We start from the raw sequence: 18,256 nt of genomic DNA, 5'->3' as shown, positions 1-18,256 counted from the left end.
ATTCCAAATATGAACAAACAACAAAACCTTATAAAACAAACACTTAATAGAAAAACAATCTTTGTAAATATACATCGCTGTCGCATTTGTCGTAAACGCGACAGCGACAAACTTACAGTTGGCGCACGTTAATATTCATCACCTGAATCCGGTAAGCGATTTGCCTCGGCGTCATGTTTAACAAACGCGCGGCTTTAGCTTGTACCCAACCCGCTTGCTCTAGTGCTGCCACCACCCTTTCTCGCTCGTCCATATCAGGGTCTTCAATCAACGCTTTATCCACGCTGGGGCGGCGACTAAAATTTTGGCCCTCAATGCCATCAATGACGATCAAGTCTTGATCGATAATTCCGTTTTCGCTCATCACCGATGCACGTTCCAGTAAGTTTTCTAATTGGCGAACATTACCTGGCCAGTCATACGCCATCATCATGCGTATCGCACTGTCGGTTAACGACAACTTACGACGCTGCTGTTTACTCAGCTTTTCAATCAGGAACTCCGCCAAATCAGGCAAGTCTTCGATGCGATCACGTAATGGGGGCGGAAACATTGGCATCACATTAAGTCGGTAATACAGATCTTCTCGAAAGCGATCTTGTTTCACCTCTTCCTCAAGGTTACGGTTGGTCGCCGCTAAAATTCGCACATCAACAGTAATGGTTTGAGTACTGCCAATGCGTTCAAACTCTCCTTCTTGTAATACCCTAAGTAACTTAGCCTGAAAAGCCGCCGAGATCTCACCAATCTCATCTAAGAACAAGGTACCACCGTCAGCCATTTCAAAACGCCCCTTACGCTGCTTTACCGCTCCGGTGAAAGCCCCTTTTTCATGGCCAAACAATTCAGACTCCAATAAATTGTCAGGTAAAGCTGCGCAGTTAAGCTTTATAAAAGGTCCGGTCGCACGTGGCGAGTTATAATGAATAGCATTAGCAATCAGCTCCTTACCGGTTCCAGATTCTCCGCGAATCAAGACCGTGCTATCCCATTTCGATACCAAACGGATCTGTTCAAATACGCGACGCATCACCTGAGAATGGCCAACAATATTATCTAAGCTGTAATTGCTTCTTACCTTACGCCTGAGCCTATCTCTCTCGGCTTCTAACTGATTGGTTTGTACCGCAACGTCTTTAGCTAATAAAACACTTTTAGCGATTAAGTTGGCGGTCATCTCTAGGAAACGGGTGAACAAGGCCAACTTTTCAGGATCGTCAATTTGCGGTTGGGCGGCCAATACTCCTAATACCTCACTAGACTTTTTAATTGGCACAGCAATAAAAGGTAAATCTAAGGCGTACAAATCAAGCTTGTCGGCAAAACGTAAGTCATTAGAGACTTTGCTCAATACAATTGGCTGCTTTTGGGTTAATACCGTACCTACAATCCCTTCACCGGGGCGATAACGAATATTTTTCCCCATAGAATCACCGAAGTTATTTGGGGTATGTACCGTATCAATAGTCAGTTGATCTTCATTTTCTGAGATTAAAGCTAACATCGCATGTTGCAACATTGCCGTGTCATGCAGAACCTGTAGAACTTTGGTGACACTTTGCTTGTAATCTAAGCTATTAGTTAGCACGCTGCTAACTTCATACAGAGCAGCTAAATGACTTTCTGCAATGCGTGTTTCGCGTGTTGTTGAATATTCCATTATTCACCCCGCTTATTACTGCGTAGAGGGAGTACAACCTTGGCTTTACAGCCACCTAAAGATGTTGCTTGGTATTGCACGGTACCGCTATGATCGCTCACGACTTGTTGAACAATACTTAACCCCACCCCTCGACAGCTGCTGCTGCCCAATGGCTTAGTGCTATAAAAAGGTTCAAATACTTTTAGTTGTAGTTTTTTATCAATGCCAGGGCCGCTATCTTCCACCGATATCTCGATGTCGCCTTCAATCACTTGGGTTGAAAATACAATATCTCTGCGCTTCATCTTAGCGAAATCAATCGCTTCGATAGCGTTATCTAATAATTGTTTTAACGCGACTCTTATCCTTGAAGGCTGGCCGGTAAAAGCGGGTAAAGTACCATTCAAATTGAGCTGAATGGCAATGCTACGCGACAGTAAACGCTGATTGCTCATCTCAGTCACTTCGTGCACCAATTGATTAATATTAACCGACTGCATCGCTTCATAAGGCTTTTGTGGTAAGGCATTTTGCAACTGAACGATAGCCGCATTCCCTGCATTTAGGCCCGCTTGCATCGCATCAATGCGAGAGCATCGATTAGCGCCACCACAAAACATGGTTAAGGCAGAATCAATCATATTGATCGGCCCTTGGATCTGATGAATAGCAGCATGCAGTGCCTCTTGCATACTATGGAGGGCTTCAGACTCAGCCGTAGAACGTTGTAGCTCGATTAATCTCTGCTGCTGTTGGCGACGTTGTTCGCGGGTAAACTCACTTAGCGTAAGCACCAAATAACGACTCGTCGTAGGCGTAAAGTAGTCATCTACATTGCCATCATTGAGCTGTACTGCCGACAAACAGCAAGAAAACCATCGTTTATGGCCACCGTTGCCAACCTCCAAGTTAAACTGCTGTCCATCAGCCAACTGCATGAACGCTACACCAGCTTCATTTTCACCAGGCTTGAATTGCTCCGCCACTAGATCAACAGGCTCACGTTGAAAATCAGACGCTAAGGTCTTATAAGACAAGTTATCTAATACCACGGTTTGGCTGTCATCGATCAAGGCTATCGCAACCGGCGCGGTATTAAGCACCGCTTCAACCATGGCTTTTTGATTAGCTACTTTTGTCTGATTGTTATGGCGCCTACTTATGTCACGGTGCATACCTACATAATGAGTAATCTCACCAGCTTTGTTATATAGGCCTTTTATAGACACTTCAGCCAAGTAGCGTTGGCCGCTTTTTTTACGATTAATCAGCGTACCTTGCCAGTTTTCGCCTGCAGATATGGCCTCCCACAAGCCCTGATATACACCGTGTGGCGTGGTTTTAAAACTCAATAAAGAGTGCTTTTTACCAATAACTTCAGCCGAACTGTAACCCGTCACCTCAGTGAAACACTGGTTAACGTAGAGAAAATTGGCGTCTAAATCACTAATAGAAATAGCTATCGGAGCTTGTTCTACCACTTGTAAATACTGCTCAGATAAACCTGACAGCCCTTCTTGACCTGCCAGATGAAGAGTCTGCTCTAGGCTTGTTTCTGCGTTTGGTCCTAATTCACTCATGAACTGCCTTCCTTTGCATTAACGCTAATGGTGACCTTAATGGCTATAATGCAAAGGCTATTCCCACATGCCAACACCGCGTTATCAACGGCTTAGTAAGCGATGATTGTTTGATTTACAACAAACTTGATTAAATTATCGGTAGGTTTTGTCAGCTTTATCACCAAAAGTCACCGGCAAATATGCCAATCAGAAGCCTGCGTAACACGCTAAATCAAGGCCTTACTCCCTAAAATGGTTCAATTTGCCCTGCTTGGTACAACACCTGCAATTTACTAGTCATGGTAATTATTGGAAGTAAAACATGGGTGAATATCTCTTAATCTTCATTAGTACTGCTGTGGTAAACAATGTCGTGCTGGGAAAATTTCTCGGACTATGCCCTTTTATGGGCGTGTCTAACCGAATAGACAGCGCCTTAGGAATGGGATTAGCCACCACTTTTGTATTGTGTTTAGCCGCTGTGGCAGCCTGGTTATTGGAAGCGCTGATCCTTGTCCCGCTAAATCTTCAAGTGATGCGCATATTAGTATTAATTCTAGTCATCGCCGCAGTCGTTCAGCTCACCGAGTTGCTCATACAAAAAAACAGTCCAGACCTTTATCAAGCCCTTGGCATATTCCTTCCCTTAATCACCACTAACTGTGCGGTATTAGGGGTAGCCTTGTTAGTGGTTCAAGACAACATGAATCTATTAGCCACATTATGTTACGCCTTTGGCTCAGCACTCGGTTTTAGCTTAGTGATCGTGCTATTTGCAGGGTTACGCCAGCGCTTGAAACTGGCAAAGGTCCCTGCTGCATTTAGCGGCTTACCGATTGCCTTTATTACAGCAGGACTATTGTCGATGGCCTTTTTGGGCTTCAGCGGCATGGTTAAATAGGAGCACTTTGGATGATGATTATTTCAATATTTTTATTAGTGGTGATCGGTGCCAGCTTAGGCGGCTTACTTGGCTGGGCCTCTAAAGCGCTCAAAGTAGAAGGCGACCCTAGGGTTGACGAACTAGAAGCCATGTTACCCGGTGGACAATGTGGACAATGTGGTGAACCAGGGTGCCGGCAAGCCGCCGAAGCAATGGTAGCAGGGCGATTATCGGCGCAAAGCTGCCCGCCTGGTGGTGCGGGCTTAGCCGGCTCTATCGCTTCGTTGTTAGGGCTTGAGTTAAGCAGCGAAGAAAATAGCACACCTTTAGTTGCTTATATTGATGAGTCCAACTGCAGCGGATGTACCCGTTGCTTTAAAGCATGCCCCTTTGACGCCATTGTTGGAGCCACTAAACAAATGCATACCGTTATAAACCACATTTGTACGGGCTGTCGTCTCTGCGAAAAAGCCTGCCCACAGGGTTGCTTGTCTATGCAAACACAAGCCGTTCAGCTAAATACTTGGCAATGGCCCAAACCACAAGTGGCTTAAGGAGGCAGTATGTTTAGATTAAAGGCTAGGCCATTCAGTGGCGGTGTTCACCCTAAGGGCTTCAAAGAGTTAACCAATAAACAAAGCATTGTTAAGCATTTTAGTCCTGACCGCGTGTATTTAGGCATGCAACAACGCAATGGTTCAATGTTGCATTGCTTGGTCGCAGCTGGAGATAGCGTTTATAAGGGGCAGTTAATTGCCAAAGGCAGCACCGAGATGACCGTGCCTTTGCACTCTCCGGTTAATGGCACGGTGTTAGAAATAAAACCCTACCTGAGTAGCCACCCAGCCGGAATTAAATGCCAAACCTTGGTTATCTTGAATAATGCAGTGAATCACTGGGGAGTGGATTACCCGCCTAGCGATTATCGAAAACTTACCCCCGAACAAATTGTACAGCGGGTACTAGATGCCGGCGTTGTGGGGTTAGGCGGGGCGGGTTTCCCTAGTGGCATTAAATTAAGGTTGGCCCGTAAAAGCCATGTGCATACCTTGCTTATCAATGGTGGTGAATGCGAACCCTACCTCACTTGTGATGATAGGTTGATGCAAGAACATGCTGCTGAAATCATTGGTGGCATCAATATGATGCTAAAAGCAATTGGCGCCACTAAAGCGGTGATCGCCATTGAAGACAATAAACCGCAGGCCATTGCCGCCATGACTAGCGCTTGCGAGCAGCAGCATAATATCCAGTTAAAAATGGTGCCTAGCCTCTATCCTATGGGCTCTGAGCGTCATCTTATTAAAGCGGTAACGGGTTTAGCCATTCCGCCGGGGCAGCTCAGCACCGCTAAAGGTATTCTGGTGCACAACGTTGCTACTGCCAAAGCCATATACCAAGCAGTAAGATTTCAACGTCCACTGGTGGAAAGAGTGATCACCGTTTCCGGTGATGCGGTAGAAAAGCCGAGTAACTTAACGGTACCTATTGGCAGCTTAGTCTCGCAGGTATTGGCTGAATGCGGCGGCCTAAAAGCCGAAGCAAACCGGATGATTGCAGGTGGCCCTATGATGGGACAAGTATTGCCCTCTCCGTTTGTTCCTGTAGATAAAAGTATTGGTGGCTTACTCGCCTTAAGTGATGCCCAGATAAACAAACGAGAATCACAAGACTGTGTGCGTTGTGGTAACTGCGTAAAAGTATGTCCGATGGGTTTAATGCCTTTTCAGATGGCCGCTCATAGCAACCAAGGTGACTTTAGCGGCGCACAACAATTTGGCCTCGACGCCTGTTTATTGTGTGGAGCCTGTAGTTATATTTGCCCCTCTAGCATCCCCTTAGTTCAATACTTTCAACATGCTAAATCCAATGTAAATGCGCAACGCAGCATGGTGCAAAAATCTAACCTTGCTAGGCAGCTTACAGATGCCCGCCAACAACGTTTGGCTAAAGAACTAGAAGCTAAAAAAGCAGCAAAAGCCGCCAAACGTAAACGCCCAGCAAGAGCGCCACGCAACCAAGGAGAACGCTAATGCTTAACCATAACCCTATTGCCGCTCCACACACTCACTCGGGGACGTCTACCACCAATATCATGTATTGGGTGATCGCAGCACTTAGCCCAGCAGCACTCTACGGAGTATGGCTGTTCGGACTTCCCGCGTTGTTGGTCATGGTCAGTTGCTGCGTTACGGCTTGGCTTTGTGAACTGTTTTGCTTATTACTGCAGAATAAAAATTGGCAGCGTAGCTTTGATGGCTCAGCATGGCTTACCGCACTATTACTGGCGATGAGCCTACCTCCCACAACACCCTGGTGGATAGCCGCACTAGGTACTAGCTTTGCCATATTATTAGGCAAACAAGTGTATGGTGGCCTGGGGCATAACCCCTTTAACCCCGCCATGTTGGGCCGAGTGATGCTACTGATTTGTTTTCCTGTGCAGTTAACCGATTGGCGTAGCATTTCTCCCCCGATACTTAGCGATAACGGCCTTATTTTTAGCTCCGCTTGGACCAGTATTGATGGAACCAGTGCCGCGACCCCCTTAGCCGATCTCAATCAAATTCAAGATTTAGCGACACTATTCACCGGCCAACATGCGGGCAGTATGGGTGAAACCAGCGCTTTATTGATTGCCCTTGGCGGGGTATTTCTGATCTGGCGCGGTATTATTCGCCCCTACATACCCAGCGCATTACTTTGCGGCATTGTTATACCTGCAGCCATTGCCCATCTGATTGACCCCAGCCTTTATGCCTCGCCGCTATCACACCTATTTAGCGGCGGCGCGATGCTAGCGGCATTTTTCATCGCCACCGACATGGTTACCTCACCCACCAGCCCACGTGGCCAGTGGGTATTTGGTTTGGCTTGTGGCTTATTGATTTGGTTAATCCGAAGCTTTGGCAGTTATCCCGAAGGGGTGGCCTTCGCCGTATTGATTATGAATGCTTGCACGCCGGTGATTGATCATTATTTACGCCCCACCATCTTCGGTATGCCAGCACCATTCAGCCGTTCGAAAGGAACCAAATCATGATGCTTCCCTGTATAGAAAAACATATCGACAGCACCTTATATCAATCTTTGTCGCTGGCCTTTGCGGTAGCGATTGCGAGCGTATTGTTGCTGAGTCTAAATATGTATACCGAGCCAGCAATAGCTCAGCGTTTAAATGAAGATAAGTTAGCTGCTATTGACTTAGTCATGCCACAGCAGCTCTACCAAAACCCGATGTTAGCGAGTGAACAGGTGTTTACCGTTCAGCACCAGCAATACACCCTATACACCGCTCTTAATCAAGATAGTGACGTAAGTGGTTACGTGGTGCAAACCCAAGCCAGTGGCTACGCAGGGCCAATTGATTTGCTGATTGGTGTCGATGCTGATCTAGCCATTCTAGGCGTGAGAATTTTAAGCCACAGTGAAACCCCGGGATTGGGTGACAAAATCGAAGTGGATAAATCTTCGTGGGTATTAAATTTTGCCGGAAAAAGCCTCACTAATACCCAACCATCAGCATGGAAAGTGAAAAAAGACGGCGGTGAATTCGATCAATTTACAGGTGCAACCATTACCCCTAGGGCGGTGGTAAACACCGTTCATCAGAGCTTGTTAGATCTTAAGCTTCAAACCCAACACGCTACCCAGCAAGGAGGCTAACCATGAGTCGCTACTCTTCAATTATTGCCGATGGTTTATGGAACAATAACGTGGTGCTTGGCCAATGTTTGGCTTTATGCCCCTTACTCGCAGTTACCTCTAGCGCCACTAACGGCTTAGGGCTTGGCCTAGCCACTCTTGCTGTGATGGTATGTGCTAATGCGGTTAGCGCCCTCATAAAAAACTACGTTAGCCGAGCAGTACGTATCCCAATTAATATTCTAATGATTGCCACACTGGTAACCATTACCGATTTAGTGCTAAACGCTTGGGTGCATCCGCTACATAAAGTCTTGGGGCTGTTTATCCCGCTGATTGTAACCAACTGTGCCATTTTAGGCCGAGTCGAATCCTTTGCCAGTAAGCAAAAATTACTGCCCGCTATTGTTGATGGCGCCGCCATGGGGATTGGTTTCACTTGGGTATTAGTCTTGTTAGGTGGAATACGAGAAATTATTGGCTCGGGCACCTTGTTTGCTAATGCCCATATTTTACTTGGCCCAGCATTTAGCAGTATCGAGCTGACCATTATCCCAGACTACCATGGCTTATTGTTGGTGATACTCCCCCCCGGTGGTTTTTTGGTGCTAGGTGGTCTACTCAGCATTCATCGTTTAATTCAGCAGTATCTTCAGCAAAAACAACAAACACACGCAAGCTGCTGTGTTGACCCAACAACTTCAGCTTAGGAGTAAACCTCTATGATAGTGAGTATTGCCTACGCCACCCCCGCACAACAACTGTGTATCAATGTAGATGTGGTGCAAGACAGTAGTGTCATTAATGCACTGCATCAATCTGGCATATTAGAACTGTGCCCTGAGATAGAACTCGACAAACAAAAATTGGGAATCTTCGGCAAATTTGTCACCTTAGAAAGCCTATTGGTTGAGGGTGACCGAATAGAAATATACCGGCCAATTACTTGGCAACCCGATTTGCTAGACGACGATGATGAAGACGATGACTAAGGTCGATTATTCTCCCGTCAACTCAAAACAGCCATTGTGAGTTTTGCTACATGGCATATTACTACAATGTAGCTAGGGCACAGAGAAAATACAAACTAAACCATTGTTAAATAACAAATAAAATAAGGATTGATAATTGCAGTGTTAAGTTTATTACCTATTTAAAGGAGTACTACCATGGCAGATATAGGCATTTTTTTTGGTACCGATACCGGTACTACACGTAAGATAGCAAAAATGATCCACCAGCAATTAGGTGCCGATCTGAGTGACAAACCGCTAAACATTAATCGTGTTGACGTAGACACACTCAGCGACTACAAAATGCTAATTCTAGGCACCCCAACACTGGGTGAAGGGCAACTTCCTGGGCTAGCATCAGATTGCCAAGCAGAAAGCTGGGACGAGTTTTTACCGCAACTAGAAAGTGCTGATTTTTCGGGCATAAAAGTCGCCTTATATGGCTTAGGCGACCAAGTAAACTATGCCAGTGAGTTTGTCGATGGCTTAGGTGAACTCTACGACACTATCGCCGACATAGGTGCCGAGCTAGTAGGAGAATGGCCAGCAGAAGGTTACACTTTTGATGACTCTGCAGCGCTACTCGAAAATGGCAAATTCGCTGGTTTAGTGTTAGATAACGATAACCAAAGCGAGCTACATGCTGAGCGTTTAAGTGGTTGGCTAGAGCAAATTAAAGCAGAATTTGGCGTTTAAACCCGTAGTTTAAGTGCTCATACCAAAGAATTCCGGTAGTAGGCCAACTCGCCGGAATTCTGCCTCAAGCATTAAGTTAATTCTCTGTTTGGTGCCATATCAACCACGACCAAGCAACACAACCAGACACTCTATGGTCGCTAGCAATGACCACAGGGGCCTTACTCCCTCCGCCAAAAACAGGCCCTTCAGCCTTTTTCCCTGATACGTTCAAAATTAACTAAACTTAAAAAACACGCCTTGCAACAAACATAAAGATATAACCCGTCTTTTAAGGGGGCAGCAATGGACCAAGAACCCGCAATAGTCAAAGAGATAAACAAAGAAATATCTGACCGTTACTTATATTCGAAGTTTGATTTTATTTTTAATCATATCCTCTTATTTATCGTAGTTGTGGCGAGTAGTTTCCCAGCATTCGCACAAATATTCGGTGATGGCCAAAGCAAGTTAACCGCGGCCATTGCCGCTATTCCCGCATTTATTTTGTTGTTCCAACGCACCTTTAAATGGGAACAACGTGGCGAATGGCACTGGGACTATCGTAGGCGACTGATGGCTATTTCTCGGGAAGTAAGAGATCAAGGCTTGTCAGCCGAACAGGCAAGTAAAAAGTTAAATCAACTTGAACAGGAACTCGCCGGCAGCTTTCCTGGTGTAAACTACCCTGCCAGCAAAGAGAAATAACAGCCGATTAAGGTGTATCCATGAAACTAACGACATTTAACCCAGAATTCACCGATGAGCTGATTGTATTTTTCAGCCAAGTATTTAGTGACGCCGCGAATCAAGCTGAGGGTAAGCTTATCGGTGATTTAGTCGCTAAACTTATTACCACGACAGCTCCGCAAGATATCGTTGGTTATCTAGCGATAGACGATGGCATGATTGTGGGCAGTATTTTTTTTAGCCGCATGAGCTTAAGCAACCAACAACATGCCTTTATCTTATCTCCTGTCGCCATTGCCACTAAGCATCAAGGCAAAGGCATTGGTCAGCAGTTAATCAAGTTTGGCATTGAGCAGTTAAAAAGCATCGGAGTTGAACTGCTGTTTACTTATGGAGACCCCAATTTTTACTCTAAGCTCGGCTTTAAGCAAATCAGTGAAACATTAATTAAAGCGCCACTTATACTCAGTTATCCCGAAGGCTGGTTAGCGCAAACACTGAATGGCAAATCAATGACAGCTATAGATGGAGAAACGCAGTGTGTTAAGGCTTTAATGGATCAACAATACTGGTAAAATCAAGCGCATAGTTGAATTCACACCCAAGCATGAGACACTAGCATGAACACCAAATACATCGATGAGGGTTACCCCCTACTCTATTGGGCAAAGCTGATTGAAGCAATATGCCCAAAGTGTGCTGGTGTTGGCGTAATAAGAGGTAAGCCTGATCATCGTGACTGGCACGCAAGTTTTATGTGTGGTTGTTGCCATCACTCGTTAACATCAGAACGGGATAAATGGCATGGCCCATTAAAGGCCTTTGGCAGCCGCCCTTGTAGTCGATGTGGCCATCAATCGGTGTTAGTCAGTCTTCTTTTTGACCAACCCTCGCAAATAACATCAAAGCATGGCCATGCAAAGTGCCCTGAATGTCAGTCGCTCAACGAAATAGAGCTCTCTTTTTCTCGAACCGCCCCCACAGATAATGCAGTCGACCCATTTTTTGGGCTTGAACTAGCATTAAAAGAGCCGACTCGCCACGGGGTGGTTTGGGCTTATAGCGCGCCACACTTAGCAGAATTAAAAGCCTATATCAGTGCCCAACACCGAATATCAGCTCAAGAAAAATGGTCATATTTTGGCAGGCTGCCACAATGGATCAAACTCAGTAAAAACCGACAAATGGTATTAAAAGCCATTAGTAAGCTAGAGCGCAGGCTTACCGCATACAGCTAACAGTAACACTTAATAATAAGTAACTACGAAGCTGGCTTCACTGTCCCTACAAAAAGCGTTTAACCTTAATGCTAACTGGTTCTTCTAAACGGTTAGTATCCTTCTCATCTATTTTCATTTGGGAGTGATTTGGCAACTCACTAACTGACTTATCGAGGGTTTTCTTTGAACTGATACGGATGCAACGATTTGTTTTCACAGCACCAAAAACTTCCGAAGATCCGTTAGAACACACTTTCATTTTTCGGTTTTTTTGAGCCTTTAATGAACATAGTAAATACTTGATTTAAGCTAACGCTTTGATCGTGTCTGAACCCCGCTACTACTTCTATAGCGCCGCAACTATCAACAACATATTGAACCTGCTGATTACGTAACTCAGAGAACAGCAAAATGGCAGTATGCAGCAATAGTAGTATCACCGCGAAGCTAAGTAAGAACCAAATTATTTAAACCCACGCAGGTTTTTTGACTTTATCCTGACTTAAAAAATTCCTTTTGGAAAGTCAGTTATTCGATAAAAAAAGAAGGAAATTCAACGCCTATGTCACCTAAGTACTTTGCTGTAAATTAAAGCGGATTACATCTTTATGGATGCCATACACCATCAAGGCACCGGAGTTTTTGTTAGAGTAATAACGCATCCATCCGTTGTCTAAGGTCATTTCCCATTCATTAAGTGAACCAAAACGCTGAAGATATAGGTCTATTTTGAGAGTTTTACCTTTAGGCCATAATCGACCAAGAGCATCGTTATACCAAACACCTGCTACGATGCCCTTATTCTCATAGATAGTTATACCAAACTCTGGGGTATTAACTGAAAATGAATGAGTATCCTCATTAAGTGTTTCTTCAATTGTACCGTCTAATGCCTTAAGCGTTAACAATGCGCTATCTATACTGCTGCCAAGCGCTACATGAGGAGAGTACAGCTTTTTGGGCCAAATAATATTCATGACTTCCTTTTTCCTTGATGCTTCCTATGTAAACAAGCCAAATAAAGCTTAGTAATTTTATGCTCGACGATGAATGGCCAAGCTAAGTTCAGCAAATAAATCTTTACTATTTTCGTAAGCAATCAAAGTAAGCCTCTCGTTTTCATCTAAATCTACATAAACTAAGGCTAAGCCTAACAAAACAGTCATTTTAACGTTTTTTACTCTGTTCAACCTTATCTTTACGTCATAATCGGTGATTGAATTTGACAGCAACAGTTGATCCTCACTAATCTTAAGGCGGTTTTGGGTACAAATGGGCAAGCGGTGCATTTCGAAGTGAAGAAGAGCGCCAGGTACGATTATTCCAACACCGATAATCAAGGTTGCAATCGAATAGGCTGCTGTTAGTAATGCTATAAAGGCCCCTAAAACGATTAATAATCGAGCAACAAACCTTAACTGAGTCGCTAATAGTTGGTACTGCAAAAGATCAAATTGAAAATTCATAGCTAACCGCAAATTGAACTAAAAGTGAGTATACATTCACTATTCTTACTTTGGAGCAATAGGAAACCCTTTCGGTTGTTCAAGCAAAGAAACTGAAGGTAGAGAGCCCTTCCCTCCCCAGTATATAAGTCCGTCAGGTTGATACTGAACAGCGATATTACAGTTTTGAATTAAAAACCTAGAACAATAGACATCTGAAGAATACTGATAATGTGGTTGAACCAAAAATTCGTATAAGTGAGTGCTACCCGAGTCTCTTATGCTTAAACGGCCAAAGTCAGACTTTATGTCACCAGCTAAAGTCAAATCCAACATAGAGTTCGGTTCGACGGTGACACATTCAGGAACTTTCAAGTTTACATTACATACATCTACACTACTTTTCCCATTGTTGTAGAAAGTCAACGATATGAGTACAGAACAACTTTGTAATAGCCAGGCACAACTCAGTAGCCATAGAAGTCTAATAAGGCGTACATTCATAAATTACTTTTATCGGTTATTGTTAGTTTAGAGCTTATCAGATACTTTTATTAAAAACAGACCTCTACAGCTAAAATTGATAAAAGCATCATAAGGTAAAAGTAACTAAACACTTAGACTCTCACTTTGTGCGGCGAACATAAGGGGGGATAAATCCTTAAAAAATATATAGTGAACAACACACTTACGCCATACAATGTTGTTAGCTTCTATTGATAATGTTTTTATCACCACTTTGACAATCCATTGGCTTAACGCGTAAGTCGAGCCAGGCTCTTTCACAGCAAAACCTTAGCTATAGGCTAAGACTTTTTTCGAATTAAGGACTATTCATGACTAACGTTTCTAAAACCCTTGGCCTAACATTGCTCGCTTCAGTTCTCAGTGTGGCCATGCCTGCACAAAGTGCCGATTTAGGCTCTTTGCTCGATTCAGCCTCATCATTAAGTGGCTCTGATAGCTCAGGTATTAGCAGTGATTTACTCGGCAGTTTAACCAGCCAGTTGGGCGTGACAGACAGTCAGGCCGCCGGCGGCACTGCCGCACTAATGGCGCTGGCTCAACAGCAACTATCTAGCAGCGATGGTTCACTACTCGACAGTATTATTCCTTCAGGCGCTAGCGATTCAATGAGCACTCAATTGCTCAATCAAATTACCAATATGGAAAGTGTACAACAAGCCTTTGGCGCACTAGGCCTAGACGCCAGCATGGTTCAACAATTTGCACCGATCATTATGCAGTACTTAGGCGACAATGGTGGCGCAGATTTGTTAGGCAGTTTAACTAAGATTTGGGCGTAATTATCCTGCTAAAAACGAGTAGTTTAGGCTACTCGTTTTTTGCCTCAACAACGACTGTCTATTACACCATACACTACCGCCTAGCCAGGCCATTAATTGAGAGGCTCACTCTGGCAGATCTTCGCTAGCCACTGACGCTGTCGCTGTTTACAAGCATGTTGAAATAAGGCCTGCTGGATTTTTTCTTTGGCGTGTTCAAAGGGCACTTGGTGCTTTTCAACATGCTGCTTACACCATAGCAAGTGGTAACCCATCTCAGAAAGTATAGGCTGACTAAAGCTGTGATCGTTCATCGCAAACAAAGCTTGGTTAAGTTCAGGTAGCAGTTGTCCTGCTTCCACTAACCCCAAATAACCACCATTCACAGCCGTTGGGCACTCCGAATGACGCTCGGCGAGATGCTCAAAATTGTCTGCATTAACAGTGTTAGCCAGTTTGCCAATTCTGATTTTCGCTTGCGTAGCAGTATTTTCTTTAAACTGCGGGTTAATCGTAATCAGCAAATGATGTGCTTCACAGCGTGCGACTTGAGTAAATTTATCGATATGCTGTTGGTAGTAATCTTGCGCTTGTTGTACTGAAACCGGGTCGATGTCTTTAGACACATAAGCCAGCACTGCATCATTGATTAGCTCATTGGCGACTGCCAAACGCAAGCCATCCACACTAATCTGATTAGCCGTTAGCGCTGTTCTAAACTCGTCTTCAGAGTTAAAACTTTGCCTTACTAACTCAATCGCTTTGTCGAGCTGATGCTGTTCAATATGCACTTGCTTCGCTTCGGCAGAAGCCAGCACTCGCTGTTGAATGGCTTCGGTTTTGCCCACCACTCGAGCCAGCTCTTCGCACTGATGACTATCCAGCTGTTCGGGGTTTAACTCAAACAAAGATAAGCTGGTTTTCATCATTAGATAAGCCCGAGACTCGGTCAAATTGGCGGCACGGATATCGATGCTGCTTGAAGACTTATACGACATAAGACACTTCCTCCAAGGCTGCCAGCGCTCGCTCTGGTACTTCAACGTCTAATTCACCGTATTGAATACGATAGTGTGGCATGGCTTGCTCTTTGCGACGCACCGCGAGCACATCAACAATGCTTCCTTTGTCGGCCACCACCTCTCCTTGCTGAGATAAAGACAGGGTTAAGGCGGCTTTGTCACCATACTCAAATAAATTAGGCTGCCAGACTAACTCGGCATCAATTAACTCTGTTTCTTTACAGCCAATGGTTAAGCCTTTATTAAGAAACTGTATTTGATAGACAATTTGATTTTGCAAATAATATCCAGACTGACGAACATAACCGGTCGCGCCGCGCCTCACTAACAAAGCTCCTTTCTTGCAACCAGGAAAGCTGCCGTCATTGCGAATGTTTTCTACCACCCTCACTTTACATCCATAACCAAACTTTGCGGTATTCATCTGCTTCACCTCTATTGTTCAACATCCTTCACATGCACTACAAGCTGGGGTGGAATGGGCGACCACAACCCCCTTCTCTAACAGGCAATACGCCTTGGCAACCAATACTTTGTAGTCTTGGTAAGTACTCGCTGGTTGCTTGGCTAACAATTGACCTAACAAACGCAAGTACACAACACGTTTGGCTTGTATCAAGCCAGGTTTATATTCCACCTGAAAGCCCTGTAGAAAATCTTCAGCGCCACTAAAAGAAGCCACCATTGTTTCAATATTCTGTTGGTCTACCGCAACAGGCGGTGTTGTATTGTTCATTGCGCTAACCCTCTATCCGCCCATTTGCTATAAGCAAGCTTGCCATTTATATCCTGATTCAACGAAGCCACACCAGCGATGCTATTGTTATAAAAACCCAGTAACTCTTGGTTAGACGGGCTACGTTTGTAAGTTTCAGCCCACTGACTCAACAGTGATTTTAATAAGCCACATTGGGCCGCAGTCAGCTGTATACCCAAATGTTGGTAAACCGAGACAATGGCTTTGCTACCCGAGTGTTTGCCTAATACCAAATGGTGTTTACGACCCAATAGTTCAGGGGCAAAGCCTTGGTAGTTGTTAGGGTCTTTGAGTAGGCCATCAACATGAATACCTGACTCATGAGTAAAAACCTGCTGACCAATAATGCTTTTACTTACTCCCACGGTCCGCCCTGATGCTTGTTCAACCAAAGCGCAAATAGCTGGCAAACGGCTTAAGGAAATGCTTGGAATAGCGCGTTTCCCGGCCAACTGGGTAACACTTAAAGCCATGATGACTTCTTCTAAGGCAGCATTACCGGCTCGCTCACCTAAACCCGTTACCGTAGTATTGACCGAATCAGCCCCAGCCTTAATTGCCGCTAAAGTATTCGCGGTGGCCATGCCCAAATCGTTATGCGCATGCATTTCAATCTGCAGATCAGTGTGTCGCTTTAGCTCGCTGATCAACACTTCTGTCGCAAAGGGATCTAATACCCCTAAGGTATCTGCAAACCTAAGTCGCACAGCTCCCCACTGTTGGGCTTGATGGGCTATTTGATATAAATCATCAAGCTGAGCGCGCGAAGCGTCTTCCATACCAATACACACCGCTAAACCTAAGTCTTGAGCCTGCTTAATGTGACCTTCTAACTGCTTTAGCAACTGGCTTTGGCTAATCGCTAACTTTGATTGCCGCTGCTGTGCAGAGGCTGGGATAGATATATCTAGGTAATCCAGCCCCAGTCCCCCTGCCAAGGCAATGTCATCTCGATGTAAGCGACTCCACCCCATGCTTTTAGTACCACTAAGGCTTGAGCAGATCGTTTTAATCACCTCTCGCTCTGCCTCCCCCATAGCTGGTACACCCAGCTCTAGCTCGCTAACACCAGCGCTTTGTAAGGCGCTGGCAATTTGCAATTTCTCGCTAGCGCTGAAAGCGACGCCAGCGGTTTGTTCACCATCGCGTAGGGTTGTATCGTTAATGATTAACATCAAGCCACCCCTTCATTTATCCATATACTGGGCTAAAGCTTTCTTGGGCCGGTAAGTCGTTTGCTGCGTCCCAATAAGGCGACAACATACGTAACTTGGCGACAATACCGGGCAATACCGCCAACACTTGGTCTACCATGGCATCATCACTAAAACGTGAAAACGAGAACCGAATGGCGCCATGTGCTGCGGTGTAAGGAATGTCCATGGCGCGCATCACATGTGAAGGTTCTAAGGAACCAGAAGTACACGCAGAGCCTGAAGATGCCGCTATACCATGCTGATCTAACATCAGCAAAATTGACTCACCCTCAACAAATTCAAAGGCAATGTTACTGGTATTGGGTACCCGATGGCGCGGGTCTCCAGTAACAAAACAATTAGGCACTTTAGCCAGTAAACCTTGCTCTAATCGGTCACGTAGCATCGCAATACGTGCCGAATCTTGCTCTACCGATTGCTGAGCCAATTCAGCCGCTTTTCCAAGGCCAACAATACCACTGCTGTTCTCCGTACCAGCGCGGCGGCCGCGCTCTTGATGTCCGCCACGTAACAGCGGCCTAAATTTAGCACCACGGCGAAGATATAAGGCGCCAATGCCCTTAGGGCCATGAAATTTATGGCCCGATAAAGACAGCAAATCAATACCACTATCAGCCACTTGAATGGGCAGTTTGCCAGCCACTTGCACTGCATCGGTGTGAAATAGAATGCCCTGTTGCTTGGCCAATTCAGCCATACCGCGAATGGGAAACAAGCTGCCGGTTTCATTGTTGGCCCACATAAAGCTGGCTATTGCCACATTTGGGCTAAGCGCTTTTTGGTAAGCATCCATGTCTAAGCGACCTCGCTTATCAACCCCAATCCAATGGATGATATAACCTTTACGCTCCAACAATTGGCACAACTCTAAGGTAGCAGGGTGCTCGATCACCGAGGTAATAATTTCTTTGCGTTGCGGGAATGCCTCAACCGCCGACATTATTGCGGTGCTAGTGGCTTCGGTGGCACAGGAAGTGAATATTATTTCACTGCTATGCTCTGCGCCAATTAAGGCTTGAACCTGGCGACGTGCAGTCTCTAAAGCTTTGCCCACTTGTTCACCAAACTGATGAATTGAAGAAGGGTTACCATAGAACTCGCTCAAATATGGCAGCATAGTGGCAAGCACTTTAGGGTCAACTTGGGTGGTAGCATTATTGTCTAGATAGGCAAAATCTTTGTAATCATTCATAGTTCTA

General features: G+C 45.0%; 21 protein-coding genes. 12 read left to right on the top strand and 9 right to left on the bottom strand.

What is annotated here, in order from left to right; all coding sequences use genetic code 11:
• Positions 1–112 precede the first annotated feature (112 nt).
• Positions 113–1,660 (bottom strand): nif-specific transcriptional activator NifA, encoded by a 1,548-nt coding sequence (gene nifA, locus M0C34_RS08920; RefSeq protein WP_248715277.1) that lies wholly within the window; start codon positions 1,658–1,660, stop codon positions 113–115.
• Positions 1,660–3,222, bottom strand: coding sequence for a nitrogen fixation negative regulator NifL (gene nifL / locus M0C34_RS08915; RefSeq protein ID WP_248715276.1), 1,563 nt, complete (start codon positions 3,220–3,222; stop codon positions 1,660–1,662). Before nifL ends, nifA begins: the two co-directional genes overlap by 1 nt.
• A 304-nt stretch (positions 3,223–3,526) precedes the next feature.
• Between nifL and rsxA the strand changes: the two genes are divergently transcribed.
• The 11 genes from rsxA (at position 3,527) to M0C34_RS08860 (ending at position 11,348) form a co-directional block, all read left to right on the top strand.
• On the top strand, positions 3,527–4,105 hold the full coding sequence (gene rsxA, locus M0C34_RS08910; protein ID WP_248715275.1) for an electron transport complex subunit RsxA: 579 nt from the start codon (positions 3,527–3,529) through the stop codon (positions 4,103–4,105).
• Positions 4,106–4,116: 11 nt separating this feature from the next.
• Positions 4,117–4,641 carry an RnfABCDGE type electron transport complex subunit B gene (locus M0C34_RS08905; protein ID WP_248715274.1) on the top strand — a complete coding sequence of 175 codons (525 nt, stop codon included), beginning with the start codon at positions 4,117–4,119 and terminating at the stop codon, positions 4,639–4,641.
• Positions 4,642–4,650: 9 nt separating this feature from the next.
• The gene (rsxC, locus tag M0C34_RS08900) at positions 4,651–6,120 is read left to right on the top strand and encodes an electron transport complex subunit RsxC (RefSeq protein WP_248715273.1); all 1,470 of its coding nucleotides are present in this window, start codon (positions 4,651–4,653) and stop codon (positions 6,118–6,120) included.
• Complete coding sequence (locus M0C34_RS08895; protein ID WP_248715272.1) at positions 6,120–7,130, top strand: RnfABCDGE type electron transport complex subunit D; 1,011 nt, start codon at positions 6,120–6,122, stop codon at positions 7,128–7,130. Before rsxC ends, M0C34_RS08895 begins: the two co-directional genes overlap by 1 nt.
• The gene (gene rsxG / locus M0C34_RS08890; RefSeq protein WP_248715271.1) at positions 7,127–7,753 is read left to right on the top strand and encodes an electron transport complex subunit RsxG; all 627 of its coding nucleotides are present in this window, start codon (positions 7,127–7,129) and stop codon (positions 7,751–7,753) included. Before M0C34_RS08895 ends, rsxG begins: the two co-directional genes overlap by 4 nt.
• Positions 7,754–7,755: 2 nt before the next feature.
• Complete coding sequence (locus M0C34_RS08885; RefSeq protein WP_248715270.1) at positions 7,756–8,442, top strand: electron transport complex subunit E; 687 nt, start codon at positions 7,756–7,758, stop codon at positions 8,440–8,442.
• A gap of 12 nt (positions 8,443–8,454) precedes the next feature.
• Complete coding sequence (locus tag M0C34_RS08880; protein WP_248715269.1) at positions 8,455–8,724, top strand: RnfH family protein; 270 nt, start codon at positions 8,455–8,457, stop codon at positions 8,722–8,724.
• A 177-nt stretch (positions 8,725–8,901) separates the two neighbouring features.
• A complete protein-coding gene (locus tag M0C34_RS08875) occupies positions 8,902–9,441 on the top strand; it encodes a flavodoxin (RefSeq protein ID WP_248715268.1) in 540 nt (179 codons plus the stop codon).
• Positions 9,442–9,726: 285 nt separating this feature from the next.
• Positions 9,727–10,128 (top strand): hypothetical protein, encoded by a 402-nt coding sequence (locus M0C34_RS08870; RefSeq protein ID WP_248715267.1) that lies wholly within the window; start codon positions 9,727–9,729, stop codon positions 10,126–10,128.
• Positions 10,129–10,148: 20 nt separating this feature from the next.
• The gene (locus M0C34_RS08865) at positions 10,149–10,685 is read left to right on the top strand and encodes a GNAT family N-acetyltransferase (protein ID WP_248715266.1); all 537 of its coding nucleotides are present in this window, start codon (positions 10,149–10,151) and stop codon (positions 10,683–10,685) included.
• Positions 10,686–10,730: 45 nt separating this feature from the next.
• Positions 10,731–11,348 (top strand): hypothetical protein, encoded by a 618-nt coding sequence (locus M0C34_RS08860; protein ID WP_248715265.1) that lies wholly within the window; start codon positions 10,731–10,733, stop codon positions 11,346–11,348.
• Between the two features lie 551 nt (positions 11,349–11,899).
• Here the strand turns inward: M0C34_RS08860 and M0C34_RS08855 are convergent.
• Together M0C34_RS08855 and M0C34_RS08850 are read right to left on the bottom strand one after the other, a co-directional pair.
• Positions 11,900–12,307, bottom strand: coding sequence for a hypothetical protein (locus tag M0C34_RS08855; protein ID WP_248715264.1), 408 nt, complete (start codon positions 12,305–12,307; stop codon positions 11,900–11,902).
• Positions 12,308–12,364: 57 nt separating this feature from the next.
• Positions 12,365–12,796 carry a hypothetical protein gene (locus M0C34_RS08850; protein ID WP_248715263.1) on the bottom strand — a complete coding sequence of 144 codons (432 nt, stop codon included), beginning with the start codon at positions 12,794–12,796 and terminating at the stop codon, positions 12,365–12,367.
• Positions 12,797–13,611: 815 nt separating this feature from the next.
• On the opposite strand from M0C34_RS08850, the gene M0C34_RS08845 reads away from it, so the two are divergent.
• Entirely contained in the window at positions 13,612–14,082 is a 471-nt protein-coding gene (locus M0C34_RS08845) for a DUF2780 domain-containing protein (RefSeq protein ID WP_248715262.1), read from the top strand.
• A gap of 92 nt (positions 14,083–14,174) precedes the next feature.
• On the opposite strand, the gene M0C34_RS08840 is transcribed toward M0C34_RS08845, so the two are convergent.
• Genes M0C34_RS08840 through nifS form a run of 5 tightly spaced genes read right to left on the bottom strand, consistent with a single transcriptional unit; the run spans position 14,175 to position 18,249 of the window.
• Positions 14,175–15,059: a peptidylprolyl isomerase gene (locus M0C34_RS08840; protein WP_248715261.1), complete on the bottom strand. Its 885-nt coding sequence runs from the start codon at positions 15,057–15,059 to the stop codon at positions 14,175–14,177.
• Positions 15,049–15,507 carry a nitrogen fixation protein NifZ gene (locus tag M0C34_RS08835; protein WP_248715260.1) on the bottom strand — a complete coding sequence of 153 codons (459 nt, stop codon included), beginning with the start codon at positions 15,505–15,507 and terminating at the stop codon, positions 15,049–15,051. Before M0C34_RS08835 ends, M0C34_RS08840 begins: the two co-directional genes overlap by 11 nt.
• A gap of 18 nt (positions 15,508–15,525) precedes the next feature.
• On the bottom strand, positions 15,526–15,819 hold the full coding sequence (locus M0C34_RS08830) for a nitrogenase-stabilizing/protective protein NifW (protein ID WP_248715259.1): 294 nt from the start codon (positions 15,817–15,819) through the stop codon (positions 15,526–15,528).
• Positions 15,816–17,015, bottom strand: a complete 1,200-nt coding sequence (nifV, locus tag M0C34_RS08825) for a homocitrate synthase (protein WP_248715258.1) — start codon at positions 17,013–17,015, stop codon at positions 15,816–15,818. Before nifV ends, M0C34_RS08830 begins: the two co-directional genes overlap by 4 nt.
• Before the next feature lie 16 nt (positions 17,016–17,031).
• Positions 17,032–18,249, bottom strand: a complete 1,218-nt coding sequence (gene nifS / locus M0C34_RS08820) for a cysteine desulfurase NifS (protein WP_248715257.1) — start codon at positions 18,247–18,249, stop codon at positions 17,032–17,034.
• Positions 18,250–18,256: the final 7 nt, after the last annotated feature.

This window comes from Agarivorans sp. TSD2052 (assembly GCF_023238625.1).
Taxonomy (GTDB): Bacteria; Pseudomonadota; Gammaproteobacteria; order Enterobacterales; family Celerinatantimonadaceae; genus Agarivorans.
The sequence above is the reverse complement of the archived record's forward strand: the minus strand, read 5'-3'. Positions and strand labels throughout refer to the sequence as shown.